We start from the raw sequence: 25,026 nt of genomic DNA on the forward strand, positions 1-25,026 counted from the left end.
CCATGATGCTTCCTTAAGTTGAAACTCCTACATCATGGTCCATAAATATTGAGCCACAACAACTTGTTCGCGAGGCGTCGCATCTGACACGCCACGCAAACTGCCTCGCCAACAAGTTGGCTCCTACAGAATTTGTGAATCCTGAAGTCCACGGCCCAACCGATGCGCCCCTCATCGCTGGCTGTATCTCACCATGTGAGAGCATGGCGCCGTTCGCGGTACCAGGACTTGCCGCTGTTTTGTCCACGGGGTAAACCTTGGGTAACGACCGACGCAGGAACGCCCATGTACCCGCATATCTCGCAAGTCGACAGTGACCTTTCCCTGCCCAAAAGCGCGGACGTGGTGATCATCGGCGGCGGTATTGTCGGGGTGTGTACGGCCTACTTTCTGGCCGAACGCGGGGTTTCGGTGGTGCTGGTGGAGAAGAGCGGCATCGCCCACGAGCAGTCCTCCCGCAACTGGGGGTGGGTACGCACCATGGGCCGTGACATCGCCGAGATTCCACTGGCGATCGCCAGCCTGAAACTCTGGGATAGCTGGTCAACCCGGCTCAAGCATGACACCGGTTTCACCCGCGCCGGTATCCTCTACGCCTGTGAATCGGAACAGGACATCGCCGACAAAGCGACCTGGCTGGAACAGACCAAGCCCCTGGGGATCGAGGCGCAATGGCTCGACTCCGCGCAGATCGACGCACGGCTGGGCACCAAAGCGCCGCAATCCTGGACCGGCGCGTTGTACACCGCCACCGACGGACGTGCCGAACCTGACATCGCCACTGCAGCCATTGCCGAAGGCGCCCGAGCGCTGGGAGCAAAATTCTTCACTCGCTGCGCCGCGCGCGGCCTTGAAACCGAGGCAGGGCGGGTCAGTTCTGTGATCACGGAACTGGGCGAAATCAAATGCAAGAGCGTAGTGCTGGCGGCAGGCGCATGGTCCAGCCTGTTCTGTCGCAACCTGGGTATTCGCTTGCCGCAGTTGCGGGTACTCGGTTCAGTCATGCGCACAGCACCTTTACCGGGTGGGCCCGAGTGCGCCGTGGCGACCGATAAAGTGTCATTCAGAAAGCGCGCCGACGGCGGTTACACCCTCGCCATGCGCAATGCCAACATCGCGCCGCTGGTACCGGACAGCTTTCGCTATTTGCCAGATTTCTTGCCGATGGTCAGAGCCCATCATCAGGAGTATCGACTGCGGATCACCGGCCAGAGCTGGCAGGAAATCAATACTCCCGCGCGTTGGAGCAACGACCGGCCGACACCGTTCGAGACCCAGCGCATTTACGATCCCAAACCCGTAGATGCCTTTCTCGATCAGGCGCTGGAGATGCTGGCCCAGCAGTTCCCCATATTTGCCCAGGCCAAAATTGAGCAGCGCTGGGCCGGCCTGATCGATGTGACGCCCGACATCATTCCGGTGATGGACGAAGTGGCCTCAATCCCCGGCTTCTACCTGGCCACAGGGTTTTCCGGGCACGGTTTCGGGATCGGGCCTGGTGCGGGGCATTTGATGGCAGACCTGATCACCGGCGATCAGCCGCTGGTGGACCCCACACCGTTTTGTTTTGTGAGATTCGCCCGTTGAATGCCGTCGTCTCACGCGCGTTCGAACAGCGGGCTCAAACGCTCGGCAATGGTTTGGGCTTCGCGCTGCATGGCCTCGACCAGACGCTGCTGATAGGGCTCAGTGAGACGCGAGTTCAGCAGCGCGCTGCTCAGTGCGCCCAGCGGTGCACCCTCGTTATCGCAAATCGCCACGGCAACCCCGGTGTAGAGCGGAAGAATTTTGTCGCTCAGACCGCAGGTGAAACCCTGACGGCGAACCTGAGTCACGGCCTCGCGCACTTTCATGGCAGCAATACCGTATTCGCGCAGCAGTCGCGGGGCATTGTGGCTGATTATTTCGTTGCGCTTGGCCGTCGGCATATGGCTCAGCAGCGCCAACGAACCCTGGCCTACGCCACTCAACACCCGGGAGCCGACGCAGTGGGCGAAGCTTTTGGTCGGGTTACCGCCTTCCTGGATTTCCAGGCACAGCGCGTAATAACCGTCTTGCACGAACAGAAAGAAACTGTCCTGAAACGACTCCGACAGGCGCATCAACGCGGGCCGCGCCAGCTCACGCAAGCCACCGGTATTGCCCGCTTGCGCACCGAGGCTCAGCAGTTCGTAGCCGAGAAAATAATGCCCGCGCACTCGGGGCAGACGCACAAATCCATAGGACTTCATGGCCTTGAGCAGGCGGTACAAGGTCGCGCGGCTCAATTGCGTCTCGGCGCTAAGGGTCTCGATACTTGCACCCGATTCGCCGCGCGCGGCAATGGCCTGCAGAATTTCAAACGATCGGTCGAGCATTTGCGTGCCTTGGGTACTGCAACGAGGCGCACGTATTGGTGATGATTCGGTTTGGGGCACGTTTTCGTCTCCCTGGAAACTGGCGATTGCTGACCCATGGTCAGCCCAAGCTTGGGGTCAGTGCACTAAGCGATGGTCGCCGGACTCTGGTCGATAGCGGTCACTAATGTGCTTTGCAATATCCAGGCCTTGAGCGTTTATAACGCCATCGGCCAGTACCCGAACGACTGACTTGAAGGAGAACAGCCATGCAGCAACAACGAGTTGCGCTGATTTCCGGTGCCAATCGCGGCATTGGTGAGGCCATCGCCAGACAACTGGTGGGCAACGGCTGGTGCGTGTCATTGGGTATGCGCACCCCGGCATCGGCGGCCTGGCATGACGGCGATTCGGTTCAGGTCGTAGCCTACGAGGCCACTGATCCCAATGCCGAAGTGCGATGGGTTGCAGGCGCTCTGGAACGCTTCGGGCGTATTGATGCGGTGGTCGCCAACGCCGGCCTGATGATCCGCAAAACCGTGGTCGAAGCCGATGAAGCCGACATGGACGCGTTGCTCGAAGTCAACGTCAAAGCGCCACGCCGACTGGCCGCCGCAGCCTGGGATGCCTTGAGCGTCAGCGGCCGAGGACGGGTGATCATCATGGCGTCGCTGTCGGGCAAGCGCGTCAAATCTGCCGCCTCGAGTTTGTACTCGGTCAGCAAATTCGCCGCCCTGGGTCTGGCTCATGGGTTGCGCCACAGCGGTTGGGACCTGGGGATTCGCGCAACGGCAATCTGCCCAGGCTTTGTCGCCACCGACATGGCCCGCAGCCTGAGCACCCGCGAAGATTCGCAAATGACCGCACCGGCCGACCTGGCCACACTGATCAACACCTTGCTGGACCTGCCCAACGAAGCGAGCGTCGCGGAGTTGAATATCAATTGCCAACTGGATGATAGCTACTGATGCCTGGACCTCGCGTAGTACCCGTACAGGGTGACGAACAACTGCCTGACCGCGTTGATGTGGTGGTCATCGGCGGCGGCATCATCGGTGCATCGACGGCACTGGAACTGGCCGAACGCGGCCTGAAAGTGGCGCTGTGTGAAAAAGGCGGCATCGGCCATGAGCAATCGAGCCGCAACTGGGGCTGGGTGCGCATCTCTCGGCGAGACCCTCGCGAGCTGCCGTTGATGGCCCACGCTCTGACTTTGTGGGATGGCCTGGCCGCGCGCATCGGCAAAGATGTCGGCTACACCCGCTCAGGGATTCTGTTTACCTGCGCCGATGAAAAAAGCTACGAAGAGCACGAACGCTGGAAGCGCAATCTGGAGGCGTATCCGGTCAACGCGCGGATGGTCTCCGGCGCCGAATTGGGCAGTCTGTTGCCCGAGGTCAACCGGCTGCGGGTCAAGGGCGCGCTGTACACGCCCGATGACGGTCGCGCCGAACCACAGCAGGCGGCACCGGCGATCGCCGAAGCGGCGCGGGCCAAAGGTGCGTACATCCTGACCGAATGCGCGGTGCGGGGGATCGAGCAATCGGCGGGGCGTGTCAGCGGCGTCATCACTGAGCGGGGGGCGATCGCCTGTTCCTCGGTGGTGCTGGCCGGCGGGGCCTGGTCCAGCCTGTTCTGCTCGCCGTTGAGCGTGCATCTGCCACAGCTCAAAGTGCTCAATTCAGTGATCCGCACCACGCCGATGGCAGGCGGCCCGCAATCAGCCATCTGGACCACCGATTTCGCCGTGCGCAAGCGTCAGGACGGCGGTTACACCGTCGCCTCGGGCCACGAAAACATCGCGGACATCGTCCCGGACTCTTTTCGCCACGCTCGACAGTTCATACCCGCGTTCAAGCAGGAGCGCGCCTCGTTGTCCCTGCGTCTTGGACAGCGTTTCTTTCAGGAAGCGGTGCTGCCGCGACGCTGGTCGCTGGATGAGGCGAGCCCCTTCGAATACCGCCGCGTGCTCGATCCGGTGCCTTCGATTCGCCAATCCAATCGCGCGCTGGAGAATCTGGCAAAAGCCTTTCCAGTGTTCGCAAACGTGCGCGTTGCCCAGCGCTGGGGCGGAATGATCGACGTCACGCCCGATGCGGTGCCGGTGATCTCGCCTGTAGACGCCATACCAGGGTTTTTCATCGCCACGGGCTTCTCGGGCCACGGCTTTGGCATCGGACCTGCAGCAGGAAGATTAATGGCCAATCTGGTCACCGGCGAAACCCCCATCGTCGATATCAAGGCCTTCAGTCTGTCGCGCTTTAGCGATGGATCGACGCCCAAGCCCATTTCCGGATTCTGAGAGGACGGGACGCAGCAGCCTAGAAGCTCGCTAGAGCGAGCCAGGTTTCATCGCTTACGACGACTTCAGGCGCAAGCCACCTGCCTTTATCTGTTACAGGAGCTCAGCATGTCGCAACGCGATGATTCGGAAAAAGGTAACAGCTTGCTCAATCCCACTCGCCGCCAGGCGTTGGCGATGGCTATCATCGGTGCGGCCGGCGTGATGCTGCCGCTGGGACGTTCCAGTCAGTCGTTCGCGGCGATGAAGGCCCCGGCCAGCGGGCAGGTGATCATCGGCTTGTCCCAGGAACCCACCGTCTTCAACCCGCACATGCCGCACATCGAGGTGGACGACGGTATTCATTGGAATGTCTTTGATCCGCTGTTCGGTATTTCGCCTGCCGGCGAGTTCACCCCGGCCCTGGCCGTGGAAGTCCCCACCGTGGCCAATGGCGGGATTTCGGCTGATGGGTTGCAGTGGAAAATCAAGCTGCGCGATGACGTCAAATGGCACGATGGCAAACCCTTTACTGCCGAGGACGTGAAATACACCCTCGAGCTGATCGTAGACCCCAAATTCCGCAGCGGCCGACGTGCCGGTCACGATCTGGTGCGCGACATCACCGTGGTCTCGCCCACCGAAATTCACTGGCGCATGGAGAAGTCCTATGCACCTTACGCCTCGATCCTGTCGTGGACCTTCATGGTGCCAAAGCACGTTCTGTCCGCCGCAGCCGACGTCAACAGCGCGCCGTTCAACAACGCACCGATTGGCACCGGGCCGTTCAAATGGACGACCCGGGTGGCGGGCGACCATATCCAGCTCAAAGCCAACCCGGATTACTACGGCACGAAAGCTCAGATCGACAGCGTGATCTTCAAGTACATCCCTGATTTGACCGTGCTGTACACCCAGTTCAAGACCGGCGATATCGACGTCACCGCCATGCAGGGCATCACCCCCGATCACTACGAAGAAGCCAAGGGCCTGGCCGACCGCAAAGTGGTGATTTTGCCAGTGGCGACGGTTGAATCGGTGTCGCTCAACATGGAGCGTCCGCAGTTCAAGGACCCGGCTGTGCGCAAGGCGCTGTACCTGGCGATTGACAAGAAAACCATCATCGACGAGCTGTACTACGGCTTGGTGCTGCCCACGGAAACGTTCATGCCGCAGCAGTCGGCGTACTTCAACCCCAACCTGCCCAAGCAGAGCTTCAACATCGACGAAGCCAACAAGATTCTCGACGAGGCGGGCTGGAAACCAGGCGCTGGCGGGATTCGTGAAAAGGGCGGCGTGCGGTTGTCGTTCACCAACTCCACGACTGCTGGCAACCAGATCCGCGAGCAGGCGCAACAGTTCATTCAGCAGACCTGGCAGGCCATCGGTGTCGAGATGAAGATATCCAATTTGCCGCCTGCGGTCATGTGGGGCGATTACTGGACGCAGTCCAAATTCGATTCGGTGGTGGTGGGGAACAATTTCCTGACCGGCGCAGACCCGGACGTGCGCGACTACTTCGGCTCGACCTCCATCAATGCTCAAGGCGGTGCCGGGCAGAACAGCACGCAGTACAAGAACAGCAAGGTTGACGAACTGCTCGCCCAGGGCGCTTCGCTGCAAGACATCGCGCAGCGCAAGGCCGTGTACGTGAAGGTGCAGGAAATGATCCGTGACGACCTGCCGATCCTGCCGCTGTTTCAGTACACCTACGTGCGCGGCTACAAATCAAAGCTCAATGGCTTTGCCGGCAACATCAACCTGCGCATCGAGCCGTGGAACGTGAACACCTGGTCCTGGACCTGATCGCCCGTCAGCGCCCGGCACCTTGGCCGGGCGTAGCTCAGCTGTCAGAAGGAAATGCCCCATGCCCCAATACATCCTCAATCGTCTGGGCCAGAGCGCAATCGTTTTGGTGCTGGTTTCGTTGATCGGCTTCATCGTGCTCAATCTCGCGCCGGGCGGGCCGATGTCGCAATTCTCCATGAACCCCGGCATGAGCCAGGCAGAGCTTGACCGCATCGCTGAACAACTGGGCCTGAATCGGCCGCTGATGGTGCAGTATTTCGAGTGGTTCACGCGCTTGTTCGTCGGTGACTGGGGCCATTCGTTTCGCGATGGCCGCCCTGTGCTCAGCGTCATCGCCGGTCATTTGCCGGCCACGCTGCTGTTGATGGGAACCGCCACGGTGTTGTCGGTGATCGTCGGCACCTGGGTCGGGGTGCTGGGTGCGGTGCGGCGTTATTCGGTGTTCGACACGCTGGCGACTGTCGGTGCGATGGTGGCGCTGTCGATCCCGACATTCTGGTTCGGGCTGGTGGCGATCTTTTTCTTTTCTCTTGATCTGGGCTGGCTGCCGGCGGGCAACATGTACACCATCGGCGATGAGTCACTGGGTGATTACGCGATTCACCTGATTCTGCCGGTGGCGGTGCTGGCACTGGTCAACGTGGCGATCTGGAGCCGCTACATGCGCTCGGCGACGCTGGACGTCATCGATCAGGATTTCGTGCGCACTGCCCGTGCCAAAGGTCTGCCTTATCGGCGCGTGCTGACCCACCACGTTATTCGCAACGCACTGCTGCCAATGATCACCTTGGCTGGCCTGCAAATTCCGACCATCCTCGGCGGAGCGCTGGTCACCGAAACGGTGTTCACCTGGCCGGGTATGGGCCGACTGTTTCTCGACAGCCTGGGCTACAGCGATTACCCGGTGATCATGGGCATTCTGATGTTTTCGGCGGTTCTGGTGCTGCTCGGCAATCTGCTGGCGGATTTGCTGGTGGGCGTTGCGGACCCGCGCGTCCGACTTGGTTAAAGGAGCACTGCACATGACCTCCACTGCGACGTATATGCCGTCCTCCGGCCATCTGGCCTGGTTGAGCAATCCGACCCTCAAGCGCTTCATGCGCCACAAATTGGCGGTGCTTGGCGTGGTGATGATCACGCTGCTGGTACTGGCCTGCGTGTTTGGGCCATATCTGTTGCCCTACAACGATCTGGCCATCGACATCCGCAACCGCTTCTCGGCGCCACTGACCGGCAACCATTATCTGGGGACCGACGCACTGGGCCGCGACACCGCAGCACGGCTGCTTAACGCGGGGCGGATTTCGTTGACGGTGGGCTTTTTTGCCATGCTCATCAGCACCGTGATCGGCACCCTGATAGGCGTGATCGCCGGTTATTACCGCGGCTGGATCGGCGCGAGCCTGATGCGCTTCGTCGATGCCTTTCTGTCGTTTCCCAGTGTTTTTCTAGTGCTGGTACTGGCGGCGTTCATCAAACCCAGCCCGATCATGATCACTCTGATCATCGCGGTGACCAGCTGGATGGAAATCTCGCGCATCGTCGAGGCGGAAATTCGCTCCCTGCGTGAGCGCGACTTCACCCTGGCGGCGCGCATGGTCGGGGCGAGCAATCGCTGGATCATGTTCCGCGAGCTGGTGCCCAACGCCATCGGCCCGATCATCGTCGCCGCAACCCTGACCATCGCCAACGCGATATTGCTTGAGGCCTACATCAGCTTCCTGGGTTACGGCATTCAACCGCCGCTGCCGAGCTGGGGCAACATGCTCAACGCTGCTCAGCAATATCTGGGTAAGGCGCCATGGCTGGCGATCATTCCGGGCTTGGCGATCACGCTGGCAGTGACCAGTTTCAACTTCATCGGCGACGGCTTGCGCGACGCGCTGGACGGCAGGAGTGATCTGAAATGAACGCAGATGAAAAGATCAGCGTGGCCCATCTCAGCGTCGCCTTTCGCCGGGGCAGCGGCTATGTGCCGGTGGTGCATGACATCAACTTTACCATTCATGCGGGGGAAACCCTGGCGCTGGTGGGCGAGAGCGGTTCGGGCAAAAGCGTGACCAGTCTGGCGATGATGAAACTGCTGGCCGAAGCGCCGAAGACGCGCATCGAAGGCAGCGCGGTGGTGGCTGACAGCAGCGGTAACGCCATTGATCTGGTGGCGATGAGTGAACAGCAGATGCGCCATGTGCGCGGCAACCGGGTGGCGATGATCTTTCAGGAGCCGCTGACCTCGCTGAACCCGGTACATCGGGTCGGCGATCAGATTGCCGAGGCCATTCGTTTTCACGAACACCTGAGCAAATCTCAGGCTCGGGTCAAGGCCTTGGCATTGCTGGAGCAGGTCGGCATTCCGGAGCCCGCTCAGCGCATGGAGAGTTTCCCCCATGAACTGTCCGGCGGCATGCGCCAGCGGGTGATGATCGCCATTGCCCTGGCCATGGAGCCTGACGTGTTGATCGCCGATGAGCCGACCACTGCACTGGATGTCACGGTGCAGGCGCAGATCCTTGATCTGTTGCGCACGCTGCAAAAAAAGAACGGGATGGCGATTTTGTTCATCACTCACAACTTTGGTGTGGTGGCCGAAATTGCCGACCGGGTGATGGTGATGTACGCCGGCCGCATCGTGGAGCAGGGCAGCGTGGCGCAGGTGCTGTCATCGCCGCGTATGCCGTACACGCAGGGTTTGCTGGCTGCGGTGCCGCGTTTCGAACACGCTGGGTTGGGACAGGGGGACTTAGGCACGATTCCAGGCTTTGTCCCTGACCCTTCGGCGCCGCCCAGCGGTTGCGCGTTTCATCCCCGCTGCGCTTTCAGCATCGCTGGCCGTTGCGACAGCCAGGCCCCGGCGCTCGAAGAGGTCGAAGCGGGGCATCAATTACGCTGCGTGCGCTGGCAGGAATTGCCTGTCCAGCTTGCTCATGGAGGTGCCTTGTGAAAAAACAGCCACCCCTGATCGAGGCCATTGGCCTGAAGAAGTATTTCCCGGTGCGCAAAAAGCTGTTCGTCAGCAGCCGGGGGCGAGATGACAATCTGGTGCGAGCGGTGGATGGCGTGGACCTGTCCATCGCCCGAGGTGAAGTGCTGGGGCTGGTGGGGGAAAGCGGCTCCGGCAAAAGCACCTTGGGTCGCAGCCTGATGATGCTGGACCCTCCCACCGATGGGCATGTGGTGTTCGATAACACCGAAATCACCCCGTTCAACGACCGCCTGCTCAAGCCCTATCGCAAGCGCATGCAGATGGTGTTTCAGGACCCCTATGGCTCGCTGAATCCGCGCATGACTGTCGCAGAAATTCTTGGCATGCCGCTGCGCTTTCACGCCAAGGAACTGGACGCCCAGGGGCGGCGAGAGAAAGCCGAACAGGCGCTGGAAACAGTGGGTTTGCCGGCGCAGTATCTGGACCGCTACCCCCATGAGTTTTCCGGGGGGCAGCGTCAGCGTATCGGCATCGCTCGGGCGTTGACTCTTGAGCCCGAATTCATCATGGCCGATGAGCCGGTGTCGGCGCTGGACGTGTCGGTGCAGGCACAAGTGCTCAATCTGTTCTCGCGCATTCGCCAGCAAATGAACCTGACGATGTTGTTCGTCACCCATGACCTTGCGGTAGTCGGGCACATCGCGGACCGAGTGGCAGTGATGTACCTGGGGGGCATCGTGGAAGTGGCGCCAACACGGGAGCTGTTCAGCAACCCGCGGCACCCGTACACCGAAGCACTGATGTCGGCGATCCCCATGCCGGACCCTGGGCAGCGGCGTCAGCGCATCGTCTTGCAGGGCGATATCCCGAGCCCTATTTCGCCGCCGTCGGGCTGTGCGTTTCGCACTCGTTGCCCCTATGTGTTGCCCGCCTGCAGTCAGGAACGGCCGCCGCTACGGATGGTGTCGTCGGGGCATGGCACGGCCTGTATTCGTGATGATTTGTCATTGATCTCGCCCCTTGATGAACAGCGCGAGACATTGTTCGAAACGGCGCGGCAGGGGAGTGCTGTATGAGGTTTTCGCGGTTCGGGGAGCAACCCGTCCGCGAAAGGGCCGGTGCAGTCGGCAAATCTCCCTCGTCCGGAAAATAGCCTTCGCGGACAGGTCCGCTCCCACGGGTTTTGTATCAGCCAAAGATTCTGCACATCTCTAGCGATTTAAATGACGCCTTCGCGGACAGGTGCGCTCCCACGAGTTTTGCATCAGCCAAAGATTCCGGCACAGCGCACGGGGTCAGTAGGAGCTGCCGAAGGCTGCGGTTGCGGTCTGCCTGACGCACCACAATCGCAGCCTTCGGCAGCTCCTACAGTTAGATTCTGCACATCTCTAGCGATTTAAATGACGCCTTCGCGGACAGGTCCGCTCCCACGGGTTTTGTATCAGCCAAAGATTCCGGCACAGCGCACGGGGTCAGTAGGAGCTGCCGAAGGCTGCGATTGCGGTCTGCCTGACGCACCACAATCGCAGCCTTCGGCAGCTCCTACAGGAAAGCGCAGTTAGATTCTGCACATCTCTAGCGATTTAAATGACGCCTTCGCGGACAGGTCCGCTCCCACGGGTTTTGCATCAGCCAAAGGTTTCAGCCGCGCCCGTGGACCTGTTGGAGCGAGGCTTGCCCGCGAAGTCAGCGCATCGGTATACCTGACACTGCGCGTCGTTAGCTTCGCGGGTGAGCTTCGCTCCAACACGTTATCTGTTGATCGCTTCCATGCTCCGCGTGGCGGTTGGAGCGCAGCTTGCTTGCGAAGAGGGAGGCCGCGCCCGGTCTGCGGGCGCGGAGGGTTCAGTCAGATCCGGAAGCTGCCTACCAACTGCTTCAATCGAGTCGATTGCTGTTCGAGGTCGTTGCAGGCGCGCAGGGTGGCCTGGAGATTGTCCACGCCTTCCTGATTGAGCGTGTTGATCTGCGTGATATCGACGTTGATCGACTCCACCACCGCCGTCTGCTCCTCAGTCGCGGTGGCCACCGACTGGTTCATGCCGTCGATTTCGCCGATGCGCGCAGTCACGCTTTCAAGGCTGGCGCCAGCCCGGTTGGCGATGCTCACACTTTCACTGCTCTCGCGCTGGCTCTCGTTCATGATCGCCACCGCTTCACGGGCGCCAGACTGCAACTCCTCAATCATGCGCTGCACCTGGCTTGCTGATTCCTGCGTCCGATGCGCCAGGCTGCGCACTTCATCGGCGACCACCGCAAACCCCCGACCTGCCTCGCCGGCCCGCGCTGCTTCAATGGCGGCGTTGAGCGCCAACAAGTTGGTCTGTTGCGAAATGCCGGTGATGACCTCGAGAATCTGCCCGATGTTGGTGGTCTTGGTGGCCAGCAACTCGATCTGCCCGCTGGCGCCACTGATCCGGGTGGACAGACGATTCATCGCCAGAATGTTCTGCCCGACCACTTCCTGACCTTCCGACGCCAGCCCGCGCGCATCACTGGAATGACCCGAGGCCCGCGCGGCGTTTTGCGCAATCTCCTGGGCGGCGGCCCCCAGTTCATTGATCGCCGCTGCCACGCTATTGGTGCGGTTGGCCTGTTGATCAGAATTGAGCATTGAGGCGTTGGACGCACCCACGACCCTCAGCGCGACCTCGTTGAGCTGGACCGTGGACGAAGCCACTTCGCGCATCGATTCGTGAATCCTCTCCACGAACAGGTTGAAGCCCTTGCCCAGATAGCCGAACTCGTCCTGGCTCTGGATCTCCAGTCGTTTAGTCAGGTCGCCTTCACCGGCTGCGATGTCGTGCATGGCCCGGCCCATCACGTTCAACGGACGCATCAGCACGGTGAGCAGCATCCCCAGCAGGAAAATGATCAGCACCACGGCGATGACGGTCGCCACCACGGCAGAGTTGCGGAACTCGCTGAGCATCCCGTAAGCGCGGGCTTTGTCGACTGCCACGCCGACGTACCAGTTCACCGAAGGCAGGCCATTGACGTGGGCGAAGGTCAGGATTTGCGTGTTGGCGTTGAGCGTGCTTTCGCTGATGTCCTGGGACAGCTTGGGCGTATCAGTGGGGTAAACGTCGCTCAGGGTTTTCATCACCACCGAGGTGTCCGGGTGAACCAGGATTCGACCGCTGGCGTCCACCAGAAACGCGTAACCATCACCCTGCAGACGCAACGCGCTGATCATTTTCACCAGGGTATCGAGGCTCAAATCGCCCCCCACGACACCCGGCAGGCCAGCGGCGGTTTTCACCGGGGTGGCGATGGTGATAATCAGCCCTTTGGTCACCGCATCGATGTACGGTTCGGTCAGAGTTGTCTTGCCAGCGCTGACCGCGTCCTTGTACCAGGGGCGAGTGCGCGGATCGTAGCCGGCCGGCATTTCATCTGGCGGTTGCAGCGAAAAGGCGCCGTCGCCTTGGCCCAGATAGACGCTCATGAATGTCGACATCAGGGTTTTTTGCTTGAGCGCGACGGTTTGTCCGTCCGCGCCGGGCGCCGTGGCGAGACTTTCGGCCAGGCTTTCCACCAGTAATATCCGGCCTGAAAGCCAGCTCTGGATATTGCCTGCCGTACTGTCTCCGGTTGCGCTCAGGCTTTGCTTGAGCTGGTTGCGAATGGCGTTGCGTTGCAGGAAGTCGTTGTACAACGTGAACAACGAAAACGCCGCGATGACGACGAGCGAGGCCGCGAGAAGAATTTTGTGGCTGAATTTCAGAGATCTGGTCATTGCCGATAACAATCCACGGGCTATTTGGAGAAGACGATGTCTTACGCAGGTCGCGTGCATCTCCTATCGGCGGAAGTTCTGCGGCGTTAACCCGGCCATTCGTTTAAATGCCCTCGAATGGATGGTTTCAGACAGCCGGTCATCACCCGACATCAAAATGTCGCAAAGCGATGACCAGTGCCCGTTTTTGGTGCCTAAAACTCTTCGTAATGCGCAGGATTCTGATCGAAGCTTCGACCATCCGGACGTGCCAGACGGGCAATCGCCGCCATGTCGTCGCTGGACAATTGGAAGCCGAAGATATCCAGGTTCTCGTGCTGGCGCTCCGGAGAAGTCGCCTTGGGCAGGGGGATGGCGCCGAGTTGGTGATGCCAGCGCAGAATGACCTGCACGATGCTTTTACCGACGCGCTGGGCAATGGTTTTCAGCACTGGGTCCTGAAGCAGTTGATTGGCGCGTCCCAACGGACTCCACGCTTGGGTGGCGATGCCATGGGCGCGGTCCCATGCCAGTTGCTCATGCTGTGGGAAGTAGGGGTGCAATTCGATCTGGTTGACCACAGGGGTCACGCCGCTGGCCGCGATGATGTTCTCCAGATGCTCGGGCAGAAAGTTGCACACGCCGATGCTTTTCACCCAGCCGCGCTTGCGCGCTTCGACCAGTGCGCTCCACGCCTCGACATATTGGCCTTTGCTGGGGTTGGGCCAATGCAGCAGGTACAGATCGAAATACTCAAGCTGGCTGCGATACAACGACTCTTCCACGGTGATCAGCGCGTCATCGAATTGATAATGTCGGCCGGGCAGCTTGGAGGTGATGCGCAGTTGCTCTCTCGCTACCGGGCTCTGCCGAACGGCTTGTCCGAGTGCGCCTTCGTTTTCGTAGTTAACCGCGCTGTCGAGCAATCGATAACCCGACTCCGTGGCTCGCACCATGGCTTGTACGCCTTGGGAGCCGTTGAGTTTGTAGGTGCCAAACCCGATGGCAGGCAATGTGGTTCCATCATTCAGGTCGATCGAGGGGATGTGAGTGTCTGAGGTCATGTGGGTCTCCAGCATGAGGATTATTGAGATGCGCGAGATTCGAGCGTGCAGCGTTGCCTGTGGCGGTCAGCGCGCGGAGCTATTGAAAAGAGGGCTGGAGTTTCTTCACGGCCTGCACGGCGCAGGCTTCATCCTTGTCACCGCCCGGCGCGCCGGACACGCCGAGCCCGCCGATCACCTGGCGATTGGCTGTGCGCAGGGTCACGCCGCCCGGGATGAACAGCACTTCAGGCACCGTGTTCAATGCGCCGTTGGCCGGGCCGTCGAGTTTTGCGGCAATCAGTTCGCTGGTGGAGTCCTTGTTGAATGCCTGACCGTAGGAGAACGCGGTGTAGGCCTTGCGGTAGGAGACGGAAAGAGATTGCAGCGGCACAGTGTCGCCTTTGATCACCACTTGCTCATGACCCGAGGGATCAACCACGGCAGCGGTGACCGAATACCCTTGTGCCGCGCAAATCTGTACCGCTTCGCTTGCCAGCTTTTCTGCGGTTCGCCAAGGGAGTTTCTGGGTGGTGATGAGGTTGCTGGTTGCGGCCATGGCGCCTGTGGAGCACAGCAAGGCGGCCAGTGCGAATGGGGCGACTTTAATCATCGGCTGCATCGTGACTTCCTGTTTGCGAAACGTGAAAGGTCAGTATCCGTAACCCGGTCTTATAGAAAAACCGGTTATTATCGAAATCTCTTTACGATATTTCCGGACAGTTTCTATGCATGACATCTCCGACATGGCCATGTTTGTCGAGGTGGTTCGCCAAGGAGGATTCTCTGCAGCAGGCAGGCGCCTGGGCATGGCAACTTCTGTAGTCAGCGACCGGGTGAAAGGGCTTGAACAACGTCTGGGCGTGAAGCTGCTCAATCGCACCACCCGCAGCCAGGTACTGACTGAAAGCGGGACCACGTACCTTGCGCGCGCCAGCCAGATCGTCGACGAAATCGCCGATCTGGAAGCGTCGGTCATGGCGCGCAGCAGCATCCCCCGCGGCGACTTGCGAATCACGGCGCCCGGGCCGCTGGGTCGACAGCATGTCGCGCCTCTGGTGGGACAATTCTGCCTCGACCATCCCCTGATTCGTGCCCATTTGACGGTCGATGATCGTTTCAGTGACATCGCCGCCGAGGGCTTCGATATTGCGTTTCGCGGCGGCCCTGCGGTGGATAGCCAGTTTACCGGGCGCTGCCTGTTCACGACCCGGCGGGTGGTGGTCGCAAGCCCTGCATATCTTCGCGAGCGGGGTTCGCCCAAAACGCCGGAAGACTTGAAGAACCATCGTTGCCTGGTGTTCAACAGCCAGGCGCATTTCAGCGCCGAGTGGCGCCTGGGTCGCGGGAAACAGATGCGCACCTTGCGCATGGACGGCGCGATGGCCTCGACCAACTCTGAGCTGCCCATCACCTGGGCGCTGGCGGGGCTGGGTTTGACCCAAAAATCCTGGTGGGAAGTGGCGCCGCACATCGCAAGCGGTCTGCTGGAGACGGTGCTCGATAGCTATGAGCCTGAACCGGCGTCCTTCTATGCGATCCATCCGGTGCGCAGTGCGCAGTCGCGCAAAATCGGGTTGTTCGTCGATGCCGCCGCCGCATATTTCGAAAGATTTGTTGAGGCGTGACGGAGTGCATTGCACGCGGAGCATGGGGCTCTCACGGGATTTGTATCTGGGCGAGAATGTGCGACGGACCGCCCCCCTGTAGGAGCTGACGAGCAGCGCGAGGCTGCGATTGCGGTGTATCGGTTGAAACCGGGACGCATGGTTTTAGGGCCGCTGCGCAACCCATCGTCGGCAAGCCAAACTCCTGCGCCCTTCGGGCAGAAGCAGATTTGCGGCGCGCGAGCATTCCATTCTTTCCTGGCCGCACATTTGGCCGTCTGCCGTCCATGAGTTAACCTGCCGCCATTGTCGCTTTGCGTAACGCAACCGCGCTCCTCCCAGTCCGACGGTTGCGTCCACGTGTCTGGTGGGAGACAGGCTCAAGCCCCATTCGTCCGAGAATCAGCGCTTCACCCTGAAGCGGTCAGTGATCAATTGCTTCATCCTTTTGGGGGGTGTCGCTGCTGACCGGGATGTTCCCCTTATACGTTTGCTAAAGGTTTTTACATGAACTGGCTTTACGACCCCTTCATCTGGACTGCCCTGGCGCAGATCATTGCCATCGACCTGCTACTGGGCGGCGACAATGCCGTAGTCATCGCCATGGCCTGTCGCAAGCTGCCAAAGGAGTTGCAGACCAAAGCCATCTATGGCGGCATGCTCGGGGCGATTTTGCTGCGCGTGGTGATGCTGTTCTTCGCCGTGCATCTGTTGGGCTTGCCGTATCTGAAGTTGATTGGTGCGGTGTTGCTGGTGTGGATCGGGATCAAGCTGGTCGCCAATCAGGACGAAGGGGAAGGGGAGATCGATGGCGGCACGCGATTGTGGACTGCGATCAAGACGGTGATTGTCGCCGACGTCGTGATGTCGCTGGACAACGTCCTCGCCGTGGCCGCAGCGGGCGATGGCAACGTTTATCTGGTGGCGGCGGGCGTGCTGATCAGCATCCCGATCATTATTTTGGGCAGCCGCTTCGTGCTCGCTGCCATGGACCGGTTGCCGTGGCTGGTGCCGGCTGGCGGTGCCTTGATCGGCTGGATTGCCGGCGGCATGGCAGCGGGTGATGTCGCGCTACAGCCTTATTTGCCACAGGTCGAATGGCTGCATTGGGCAGCCGGTGCAGCGGCGGCAGTGCTAGTGTTGCTCGTTGGCTGGTGGCTGGGACATCGGCGCCAGCAGCAGGCAGTGACGGACTGATCATCCAGCGATTCATGCCTGCTACCAATGCCCGCCGAGAATGGTGGTAAAGCAATCTGATGTTTGGGCTAATTCGACCAAGCGCTTGTTCGCCAGTGAAAGTTACTCACTGGCGCGCAGGCATAGGCTGATAAGCTCGCTGCCAGAACCAAACGCCTTAGCTGTAAAGGGACCCCTCCGATGACTGAAAACCTCACTGAAGAAGAAATGCGCCTGGCACTTTTCGGCCCTGCGCCCACCCCAACCCCGGCAACGGAACCTGCGCAGGAGGAAAAGCCTGCTCCCGTGGTCGAAGCGCCCGCCGCGCCGGCACCCACTTCAAAACCTGTCACTGCAAAGCCACGGCCAATTTCCAAGGCACTGTCACCCAAGCTGCGTGTGATATTGCATGTCACCAAAGAGTACGACGGCGCAGTCGAGGTGTTCAGCTACGACGCAAACACCCTGAGCAGTTTCGTGGCTGAGCAGGAAGCCAAGGCCGAGGCCAAAAAGAAGAAGTTCAAATACTTCGAGCTGGTATCGGTCACCCCGATCTAGCCGCTGCGTGATTTCCGGGTGTTGGTGGTGAAAAGAGGTTGCGGTTGAACGAACACACATTGTCCATGCGCCTGGAGCGTGTGGCGGCGCATGTCCCAGTCGGGGCTCGCCTTGCCGATATCGGTTCGGATCACGGCTACCTGCCAGTGGCGTTAATGCGCCGTGGCGTCATTGCCGCCGCGGTAGCGGGCGAGGTGGCATTGACGCCCTTTCGCTCGGCCGAGCGCACCGTGCGCGAAAATGGTCTGGAACAGCAGATCATCGTGCGTCTGGCCAGCGGGCTTGAGGCGATCGAACCGGAAGACGCAGTGACGGCGATCACGATCTGCGGCATGGGCGGTGAGACGATCCGCGACATTCTCCAAACGGGCAAGCCGCGCTTGACCGGGCGCGAGCGGCTGATTCTGCAACCCAATGGTGGCGAGCAACCCCTACGGCAATGGCTGATGGAAAATGGCTACTGTATACACTGCGAGGAGCTGCTGCGGGAAAAACTGTTTTTTTACGAAATCATCGTCGCCGAGCGTGCCGCAGCTGTGACCTACTCCCCGCAAGAGCTGTACTTCGGCCCGTTGCAGATGCAGACCCGCAGCCCGGCGTTTCTTGAAAAGTGGCGGCGCATGCTCAAGCAGAAACACAAAACCCTGAGCAACTTCGCCCATGCGCGGCACGCCGTTCCCGAAGACAAGGTGCAGGAAGTTGTGCGTCAGGCCCGCTGGATCACCGAGTTGCTTGGCTGAGTCGGGGCGTTACTGTCTGATTTCTCAGGTATCATCTGCGCGCTGTACCTGCGGCCTTATGAGATCCGAGCTGCCCATTACGCTGCGGAATAGATACCGGATTACTTTACTTAGGTGCTGAATGCCGAGCTCTGATTTTTCCCTTGAATCTCCATCCGCGACCCAAGCTCAGCTTGAGACATTGATGCAGAACATCCTGGACGACGATGTCGTCAATCTCCAGGCTCCGGCGCCAAGTGGTCCGGCACCCGCACTGACAGCCGAGGAACTGGCCGGTTGTTATCGCCTGGCCTGGCAGCTTCTGGTGACGGGGGTGGACATACCTGCAACGCGCAAACTCATCGCCGCCATTGCAGCCAAGGGCTCGGCTACCGCGGAGCAAACCATCCAGTTCAAATTTATGCGCGCGCGCTTCAAGAAGATGCGCTTTGCTTGCGCCAACTACAGCGAACAGCATCAGTACCCCGAATGCCTGGATTCCATCACTCGGCTGATGGGGCGTTTTCAGGACGCATTCAAGAACGGGCAGAGAAGACGCACGCTTTGGCTCGGCATCAAATTGTGGTTCCGTTTGCGCGATGGTTATTTTTTCAAGTTGCACAACACGCTGGTGACGGCGAGGCTTTCAACACTTGAGAGCTTTGAGCGTTACATCGCGGTCGAGAATCAGCATTTGGCCGAAACTTCTGGCGAAGATGCACTGCTGACTGCCAGACAGTTTCACGATTTACGCAAAATCATCAGTCGCCGCATCGCCCTCAGTGATACACGGCGTGCGCTGTCGAAATCGCCTGAATATGACGCGATGTCGCTTTTTCTGGCGACCATCAATGGCCTTATGGGCAAGATGCACGATGATCTTGTCGTGAAAAAAATTCAGAACAAGCTGGTGTATGAAGAAGAGCTGTTCAAGTTTCCCGCTGAGATATCTACCCGGATACGGGCGTTGGCAATGACTCAAAGAGGCCTATAAGAACCTATGCAGTTCAGCAGAGTACCGGGGCGAAAGGCTCCGATCGTTGCAATCGTCGGCTCCGATGGCAGTGGCAAGTCCACGGTCAGTGAAGAGGTGTTGAAGTTTATGTTGGGCTATCGCCCGACCACCTTGTGCCACCTTGGCAAGCAGACTGGCAATTTGCGCAGGGCAATGCGTAAACATGCGTTCGGCCAGAAAGTCGATAGCCGTATCACCAAAGTCGGAGCATCTGCCCGGCAGAAGGGCATCTCCGGCCCGGTCGCGCTGGTGATGTTTATCGCCTCCATGAGACGCGTGGTGCGCTTCACCAGAATGTCGATCTATCGTGCATTCGGTCACGCGATCCTGACTGATCGGTACCCGCAAATTGTTGTGCCGGGGGAGATGGACGGCCCGCATCTGACCAATCGATTCTTGTCAGATTTTTTTGCAAAGGGGCTGATGCGTCTGGAGTTCTGGCTGTACAAAAAAATGACTGCCGTGCGCCCTGATGTGGTGCTGCGACTTAATGTAGATCTTGAAACAGCCTTTGCCCGCAAGCCTGACCACCGTTATGAATCGCTCGCAAAGAAGATCGGCATCGTACCGACGTTGTCTTTCAACGGCGCCCCGATCGTCGACATCGATTCAACCCAGCCGCTCGAGCAAGTGCTTGAGCAAGCTCGCGAAGCGGTCGCTGCGGTGATGGATTGTTATAAAACAACGAAGTGAGCCGAACACCACAACCCTCTGTAGGAGTGAGCTTTCTGCCGGCTGACATTGTGTAGGAGCGCGCTTGCCCGCGATGGCGGTGGGTCTGTGAATGCATCCGTGGCAGGACAGATGCAATCGCGGGCAAGCGCGCTCCTACTGGGGTGATTTGGGGGAGGAGGGTGAATCGAGGTGCGCCAAGGCCCCATGCCGTTACTGAGCTCACCGATCCAACCAAAAGATGTGGATGGCGTCAAAAAGCCATGACAACGCTTGGCGCTGCGGTCAGAATCTGCCCGCGCATCTCTGCAACAGCGGTTTGCTTCTCGTCCCGCGGGTCTTTAAACCCGCTACGCGAACTCATTCGCGCTGTCGCCACTTGACGCAGTAAAGATGGGCGCCACGCCCACAATGGATTTTTTCAAGCCCCGTCTTGGTGGCTCTAGGGAAGCAAATGCAAATATCTATGCCAGGCAGCAAGTTCCTGCGTCCGACTGCTATCGCTTTAGCGGTGTCTATGGGACTTTCCGGCTGCGCCACCCTTGATAATCAACTCGGAAGTTCCAGCGGTACTACGGCCTGCGCCGCTGGCGGAGTTGCGGGGGCGGTGATTGGCGCCGGTCTCGCGGCGGCGCTAGGCAAAAGTGTCGGCGCTGGCGCGGTGGCCGGTGCCGCGATTGGCTGTGGCGCAACCGTGCTTTATCAGGTCAGGGTCAAGCGACTGCAAGAAGTTGCCCGTGAAGAGGGCCTGGCCATGCAGGTACGCGAGCTTCAGGCGTCAACGCCAGCGGCTAAAGGTAACTCCGCACAGGTCGCCACCGTGGGCCTGGAAGCACAGCTGCAAGTGGGTGAAATGTTTCCGGTGGGCTCGGAGCAACTTACTGACGATGGCCAGCGCAAAATGCGCAAAATTGCCGCCGCCCTTGCTGAAAATCAGAAGGGCCAAAAGCCCGGTTCCGCCCGAAAAACCTTGGTTGTAGGCCACACCGATTCAACTGGCTCGGCTGAATTGAATCAGCGACTGTCAGAGCAGCGTGCTCGAGCGGTCGGCCAGATTTTGGCAGAGGCAGGGATTGCCGCGAGCGATATCTATTACCAGGGCGCCGGGTCTTCGCGCCCTCTGGCAGACAACTCGTCAGACGCCGGCCGCGCCGCAAACCGCCGTGTAGAAATGACCGAGGTCGACAGCCAGCAGCTGCTGGTCGAACGCGTGCGTTCAGAGCGCAACAATCCCAAATATCTTGCCCAGGGCACCCGGGCGGAGTCCGACTCCAGCAACAAAGGTGCGAGCAAACCTGCTGTCAAGGCCATGTCCAAGGCTCAGAAGCAACTGCCGCAGACCGCAGATTCAGCCACTGCATTGAACGACGGCATTGCCTTGAATGGTGACGGTTTGATTGATTTCGGCGGGGATCCTGCGACCAGCACCCGATCGGTGCTTGCACAGAGTATCAAGCCCAAATCATCAGGTTTTGATTTCATTTCCCCGGCTTACGCTTCCGCGCCTGTCAGTTCCTGCCTCACAGACATGCCGCGCCTGACCGGCGAGGTGAAAAATCTGGCTACTGATACGCCACTGTCCAGCATCGCTACCAATGATTATCTGCCCGGGATGAATGGTCGGCCTTGGGGTAACGTCCTCAACGGCAACGTGGCCCTCGTCGGTCCGGTCGCGATCATCAAAGACGGTGCCAAAGTCGTTCAACAGCCGTTCATGCAGTTCATCGCGCAATACAAGACCGCCAACAAAAAAGAAACCGAGAAATTCCAGGGTGTGGCCAACACCTACGAAGGCGAGGACAAGATTTTGTACCGCGTGTTTGCAGTGGACCAGAGCAAGGCGCCAGTTTCCTGCATGGACATCGTTTTCGACAAACGTACCGGTGTCGCCGATGCCGGTGAGATGTTTTACCCCAAGCATGGCCAGGCATACGTCACGCCATTCCAGCCGGTTCGCCGCTAAACACGAAGAAAGGATATCGCAATGTTTTCAGCCACCCAGGCGTTTCTGCTCGCTTACTGGTACATCGTCGTGCCGGTTGTCGCTCTACTGTTCCTGTTGATCCCGATCATTGTTTATTGGGAGAACGTTCGCTACTGGCTCATGAAAGTGCGCATGCACACGCCGCTGTTGGGACGTCTGCGCTACTGGGTCAGACACCCAGGCCTGCAAGACGAGAAAACCGGTTTTCTGGGATCGGAAAATCAGCTCTGCGGCGCTTATAACCATTACTACAAGGATCATGACAAGGACCCTGGCTTCTTTCGCAAGTGCCAGGACTACCTGGCGAAGATCAACGAAGATGGACGCAAGGAAAAGTCCGTCGGTATCTGGGCATTGGTTATCACCTTGATGCTGATTGAGGCCACGGCGTTTGGCTATGCACTGGCCCCCTTCGCTTTGACACTCGCCACGCCGGACACTGCACTGGCAGGCGCCTTCGGCATTGGTCTGGTGATCTCCATTATTGGCCTGGCGTTGTCCGAGTTCAGTGGCCGCGCGCTTTACATGAATAGCGTCGTGACCCACATTCTGTCCTTCGGCTCTATGCGTCGGGCTGGGGAAGAAGGCGATATGGTCCGCAAGGACATCGTGATGATCGATAACACGAACGTCGATGACCACCGTCCTGAATATCAGCAAATGCTCAACAGAGTGAAGGTGCCGAAAAACGGCGCCAAGCCAGCCAAGCGCTTTGGCATTCTGATTGCCTATGCCATTTTCATTGTCGGTCTGGCTGTCGCCGCGTTCTGGGTGCGTACTGAAACCCTCAACGCACAAGAGTCGCAACTGGTCGCCAACCCACCCGCAGCTACTCAGTCCGCCGACGACTTCCCCATTACGGGCGACATGGCGGCGTTGACTACAGAAGCCAACGGCAAAAGCGCTCAGGACCAGATTGACGCCTTGCACCGTGCGTCCCTGGTGACCTTCGCGGTCCTCAGCGGCCTGTTTATCTTCATCCAGGCGACCAGTACCTATATGGCGCTGATCTTCGGGTTTGCGGGGACACACTCTCGCAAGGCATGGGAACTGACACATCGCTTTGCCAACGCCGATGAGTTCATGCGTTATCACCAAAGCAAGGCCCGCTCAATTGCGGTGGATGCACAGCAGTCTCTGGGAACGTTGCAGGGGATGATGTCCAGCGAGTTTCACGTTTCCGGCAACGATCATGGCAATACGGAAAACCGCAAGCTGGCGCGCACGTTCGAAAACTACGTTCAGCATGAGCGCGTGAAAGCAGTGGGTGATAACACGTCGGCATTCATCCGCGATTACGTCAACGGCACCGTGACCAAGGCGCGTGCGGCGGTTGACGCCGGGGACAACGCACTGGCACGTAGAATCATCGAAGAGGCGTCTCCGACGCTGTCGCGCATCAGCTCTGACGACCAGAATCTGGGTGAGCTGAAAAAGCAGTTTGATTCATTGCGCGAGTTCTTTGGCCCAGTACCGGCGAGTTCTCTACACCCAGCGCCCGTTCAAATACCGTCGCCGATGGTGTCGGCAAAAGCCGACCTGGTGTCTGAGTCAGTCGCCGCTGAGCCAGAGCCTGCGCAAGTCCTGGTTTCGGTTGCAGCAGTCTCTCCTGTCGCGTTGGTCACACCTTCAGCAACCCGCTTCAACCATCATGCATGGGGCGACCTCACCGATTATGAAGTGGAAGACTTGGATTTTGTTGCCGAGCGGGTGGGCGCCGACATTGCGCAGTTGCTGCGTGCTCGCAAGCTGCAAATGCTTGAAAAGCAGGTGGGCTAATGGGGTGGCGTGTGCTTGTTGCAGGGCTGCTCGTCCTGCCGACTTTGTTGATGGCGGCCCAACGCAATGACGTCCCCAGCTGTTACGACGCCGCGAAGATCGGCGAATTTCGCTCACCCCCATCCGGACGCATGCTGACGGTGGTGATCGATCAGACCACACCACTGACGCTGGATCTGCAGAAAACTGCCTGGGGTCACATCAAGCGCTTTATCAAGCCCGGGGACCAGTTGCGTCTTTACAGCTTCAGCGCCTATCTGGAGGGCCGTTACACCAGTCTTGCCTTCGCAGGTGAACTGGAAACACCATTGAACGAAGACATCATTGGCAGCGTCCCGATGATGGCGGCCCGCAAGCTTGATGGTTGTCTCAAAGGCCAACCGACCGTGATGTTCCAACGCTTCGGCAAAGCGTTCGCCGACGCCATGGGCAAATCACGGGCGGATATCCCGCGCAGTGAAATCCTGTTCAGCATGAAAGCTGTCGGTGAAGACCTGCAGAAGGCCACGGGTGTCACCGACAATGTGATCCTGTTGATGTCTGACATGCTCGAATACAGCGATTTCGCCAGTTTCTATTCGGCCAACCATATCCGTGAGATTGATGCGGCAGTCGAAATGAATAAGGTAGAGAAACAGAAGCTGCTGGCCAATTTTGGTGGGGCCCGTGTCTACGTGCTAGGAGCGGCTTTTGTACCTACCGAAACCAAGAACGGCTACCGCTCTGGCAAGATGATTCAGAGTCTTGAGCATTTCTGGTCGACGTATTTCGAGAAGTCCAATGCTCAGCTGAAAGGGTTCGGTACACCGGAGCTGACGGCTGTGGTTGAGTGAACCCGGTGAGGTGTCGGCATTCGTGTCGCCGTCTCACTGCACTTTTCAGCATGCGATCACGTTTTATGCAGTCCTTATCGCAGCCTTCGGCGGCTCCTACACGGTTTGTGGACATTACAAGCTATTGTAGGAGCGCGCTTACCCGCGATTGAGGTGGGTCTGTGACGGCGTCAGTGGCAGGACGGATGCCATCGCGGGCAAGCGCGCTCTTACAGGGGGAGATGTTTGGGGGGAGGGTGAATCGAGGTGCGCCAAGGTCAGGCGCACCTCTTTTTCAGGACCTTACTGCCAGGCTCGATCGCCTTGCTCGTCCTTTATCCGCGTCGGCAGGCCCATCAGGTCAAGCGCCCGCAAGAACGACTCGGCCGGCAGTTGCTCGACGTTGACCATGCGCTGCACGTCCCATTCGCCTCGGGCGACCAGCAGGGCAGCGGCGACTGGCGGCACGCCTGCGGTGTAGGAGATGCCCTGGCTGTCAGTCTCGGCGAACGCCTGTTCGTGGTCGGCGACGTTGTAGATGAACATCTCGCGCGGCTGGCCGTCTTTGGTGCCTTTGACCAGATCTCCGATGCA

General features: G+C 59.4%; 21 protein-coding genes and 2 pseudogenes. 17 read left to right on the forward strand and 6 right to left on the reverse strand.

The window, feature by feature from the left end:
* The first annotated feature begins 285 nt into the window (after positions 1 to 285).
* On the forward strand, positions 286 to 1,587 hold the full coding sequence (locus ACWKWM_RS27540) for an NAD(P)/FAD-dependent oxidoreductase (protein ID WP_483849133.1): 1,302 nt from the start codon (positions 286 to 288) through the stop codon (positions 1,585 to 1,587).
* Positions 1,588 to 1,598: 11 nt separating this feature from the next.
* Here ACWKWM_RS27540 and ACWKWM_RS27545 read toward each other — a convergent pair whose 3' ends face one another.
* Complete coding sequence (locus tag ACWKWM_RS27545) at positions 1,599 to 2,417, reverse strand: IclR family transcriptional regulator (RefSeq protein WP_483849134.1); 819 nt, start codon at positions 2,415 to 2,417, stop codon at positions 1,599 to 1,601.
* Between the two features lie 188 nt (positions 2,418 to 2,605).
* On the opposite strand from ACWKWM_RS27545, the gene ACWKWM_RS27550 reads away from it, so the two are divergent.
* From ACWKWM_RS27550 to ACWKWM_RS27580, 7 genes are all read left to right on the forward strand, one after another.
* Positions 2,606 to 3,304: an SDR family NAD(P)-dependent oxidoreductase gene (locus ACWKWM_RS27550; RefSeq protein WP_483849135.1), complete on the forward strand. Its 699-nt coding sequence runs from the start codon at positions 2,606 to 2,608 to the stop codon at positions 3,302 to 3,304.
* On the forward strand, positions 3,304 to 4,638 hold the full coding sequence (locus ACWKWM_RS27555; protein WP_483849136.1) for an NAD(P)/FAD-dependent oxidoreductase: 1,335 nt from the start codon (positions 3,304 to 3,306) through the stop codon (positions 4,636 to 4,638). Before ACWKWM_RS27550 ends, ACWKWM_RS27555 begins: the two co-directional genes overlap by 1 nt.
* Before the next feature lie 108 nt (positions 4,639 to 4,746).
* A complete protein-coding gene (locus tag ACWKWM_RS27560) occupies positions 4,747 to 6,423 on the forward strand; it encodes a peptide ABC transporter substrate-binding protein (RefSeq protein WP_483849137.1) in 1,677 nt (558 codons plus the stop codon).
* A gap of 61 nt (positions 6,424 to 6,484) precedes the next feature.
* Positions 6,485 to 7,435, forward strand: a complete 951-nt coding sequence (locus ACWKWM_RS27565; protein ID WP_483849138.1) for an ABC transporter permease — start codon at positions 6,485 to 6,487, stop codon at positions 7,433 to 7,435.
* Positions 7,436 to 7,448: 13 nt separating this feature from the next.
* Entirely contained in the window at positions 7,449 to 8,336 is an 888-nt protein-coding gene (locus ACWKWM_RS27570) for an ABC transporter permease (RefSeq protein WP_483849139.1), read from the forward strand.
* Positions 8,333 to 9,367, forward strand: a complete 1,035-nt coding sequence (locus ACWKWM_RS27575) for an ABC transporter ATP-binding protein (RefSeq protein WP_483849140.1) — start codon at positions 8,333 to 8,335, stop codon at positions 9,365 to 9,367. Before ACWKWM_RS27570 ends, ACWKWM_RS27575 begins: the two co-directional genes overlap by 4 nt.
* Positions 9,364 to 10,425 carry an ABC transporter ATP-binding protein gene (locus tag ACWKWM_RS27580; RefSeq protein WP_483849141.1) on the forward strand — a complete coding sequence of 354 codons (1,062 nt, stop codon included), beginning with the start codon at positions 9,364 to 9,366 and terminating at the stop codon, positions 10,423 to 10,425. The genes ACWKWM_RS27575 and ACWKWM_RS27580 overlap by 4 nt, the downstream gene beginning before the upstream one ends.
* A 773-nt stretch (positions 10,426 to 11,198) precedes the next feature.
* On the opposite strand, the gene ACWKWM_RS27585 is transcribed toward ACWKWM_RS27580, so the two are convergent.
* The 4 genes and pseudogenes from ACWKWM_RS27585 to ACWKWM_RS27600 all read right to left on the reverse strand — a co-directional run bounded on the left by ACWKWM_RS27585 (position 11,199) and on the right by ACWKWM_RS27600 (position 14,732).
* Positions 11,199 to 12,038, reverse strand: a complete 840-nt coding sequence (locus ACWKWM_RS27585) for a methyl-accepting chemotaxis protein (protein WP_483849152.1) — start codon at positions 12,036 to 12,038, stop codon at positions 11,199 to 11,201.
* A 15-nt stretch (positions 12,039 to 12,053) separates the two neighbouring features.
* A pseudogene (locus ACWKWM_RS27590) lies at positions 12,054 to 13,148 on the reverse strand (HAMP domain-containing protein); the annotation flags it as partial.
* A gap of 134 nt (positions 13,149 to 13,282) precedes the next feature.
* Positions 13,283 to 14,131 (reverse strand): aldo/keto reductase, encoded by an 849-nt coding sequence (locus ACWKWM_RS27595; RefSeq protein ID WP_483849142.1) that lies wholly within the window; start codon positions 14,129 to 14,131, stop codon positions 13,283 to 13,285.
* Positions 14,132 to 14,210: 79 nt separating this feature from the next.
* Complete coding sequence (locus tag ACWKWM_RS27600; RefSeq protein WP_483849143.1) at positions 14,211 to 14,732, reverse strand: GlcG/HbpS family heme-binding protein; 522 nt, start codon at positions 14,730 to 14,732, stop codon at positions 14,211 to 14,213.
* Positions 14,733 to 14,862: 130 nt separating this feature from the next.
* On the opposite strand from ACWKWM_RS27600, the gene ACWKWM_RS27605 reads away from it, so the two are divergent.
* The 9 genes from ACWKWM_RS27605 to ACWKWM_RS27645 all read left to right on the forward strand — a co-directional run bounded on the left by ACWKWM_RS27605 (position 14,863) and on the right by ACWKWM_RS27645 (position 24,453).
* A complete protein-coding gene (locus tag ACWKWM_RS27605; RefSeq protein WP_483849153.1) occupies positions 14,863 to 15,738 on the forward strand; it encodes a LysR family transcriptional regulator in 876 nt (291 codons plus the stop codon).
* Between the two features lie 486 nt (positions 15,739 to 16,224).
* On the forward strand, positions 16,225 to 16,914 hold the full coding sequence (locus tag ACWKWM_RS27610) for a TerC family protein (protein WP_483849144.1): 690 nt from the start codon (positions 16,225 to 16,227) through the stop codon (positions 16,912 to 16,914).
* Positions 16,915 to 17,094: 180 nt separating this feature from the next.
* Complete coding sequence (locus ACWKWM_RS27615) at positions 17,095 to 17,451, forward strand: hypothetical protein (protein WP_483849145.1); 357 nt, start codon at positions 17,095 to 17,097, stop codon at positions 17,449 to 17,451.
* Between the two features lie 44 nt (positions 17,452 to 17,495).
* Positions 17,496 to 18,191, forward strand: coding sequence for a tRNA (adenine(22)-N(1))-methyltransferase (locus tag ACWKWM_RS27620; protein WP_483849146.1), 696 nt, complete (start codon positions 17,496 to 17,498; stop codon positions 18,189 to 18,191).
* Between the two features lie 184 nt (positions 18,192 to 18,375).
* Positions 18,376 to 19,164, forward strand: coding sequence for a hypothetical protein (locus ACWKWM_RS27625; protein ID WP_483849147.1), 789 nt, complete (start codon positions 18,376 to 18,378; stop codon positions 19,162 to 19,164).
* Between the two features lie 6 nt (positions 19,165 to 19,170).
* A complete protein-coding gene (locus ACWKWM_RS27630; protein ID WP_483849148.1) occupies positions 19,171 to 19,878 on the forward strand; it encodes a nucleoside/nucleotide kinase family protein in 708 nt (235 codons plus the stop codon).
* A 433-nt stretch (positions 19,879 to 20,311) separates the two neighbouring features.
* Complete coding sequence (locus tag ACWKWM_RS27635) at positions 20,312 to 21,820, forward strand: OmpA family protein (RefSeq protein ID WP_483849149.1); 1,509 nt, start codon at positions 20,312 to 20,314, stop codon at positions 21,818 to 21,820.
* Positions 21,821 to 21,841: 21 nt separating this feature from the next.
* Positions 21,842 to 23,620 (forward strand): hypothetical protein, encoded by a 1,779-nt coding sequence (locus ACWKWM_RS27640; protein WP_483849150.1) that lies wholly within the window; start codon positions 21,842 to 21,844, stop codon positions 23,618 to 23,620.
* Positions 23,620 to 24,453, forward strand: a complete 834-nt coding sequence (locus ACWKWM_RS27645) for a hypothetical protein (RefSeq protein WP_483849151.1) — start codon at positions 23,620 to 23,622, stop codon at positions 24,451 to 24,453. The genes ACWKWM_RS27640 and ACWKWM_RS27645 overlap by 1 nt, the downstream gene beginning before the upstream one ends.
* A gap of 282 nt (positions 24,454 to 24,735) precedes the next feature.
* On the opposite strand, the pseudogene ACWKWM_RS27650 reads toward ACWKWM_RS27645, so the two are convergent.
* A pseudogene (locus ACWKWM_RS27650) lies at positions 24,736 to 25,026 on the reverse strand (saccharopine dehydrogenase); the annotation flags it as partial.

Source organism: Pseudomonas rosaeacicularis, from assembly GCF_057128745.1.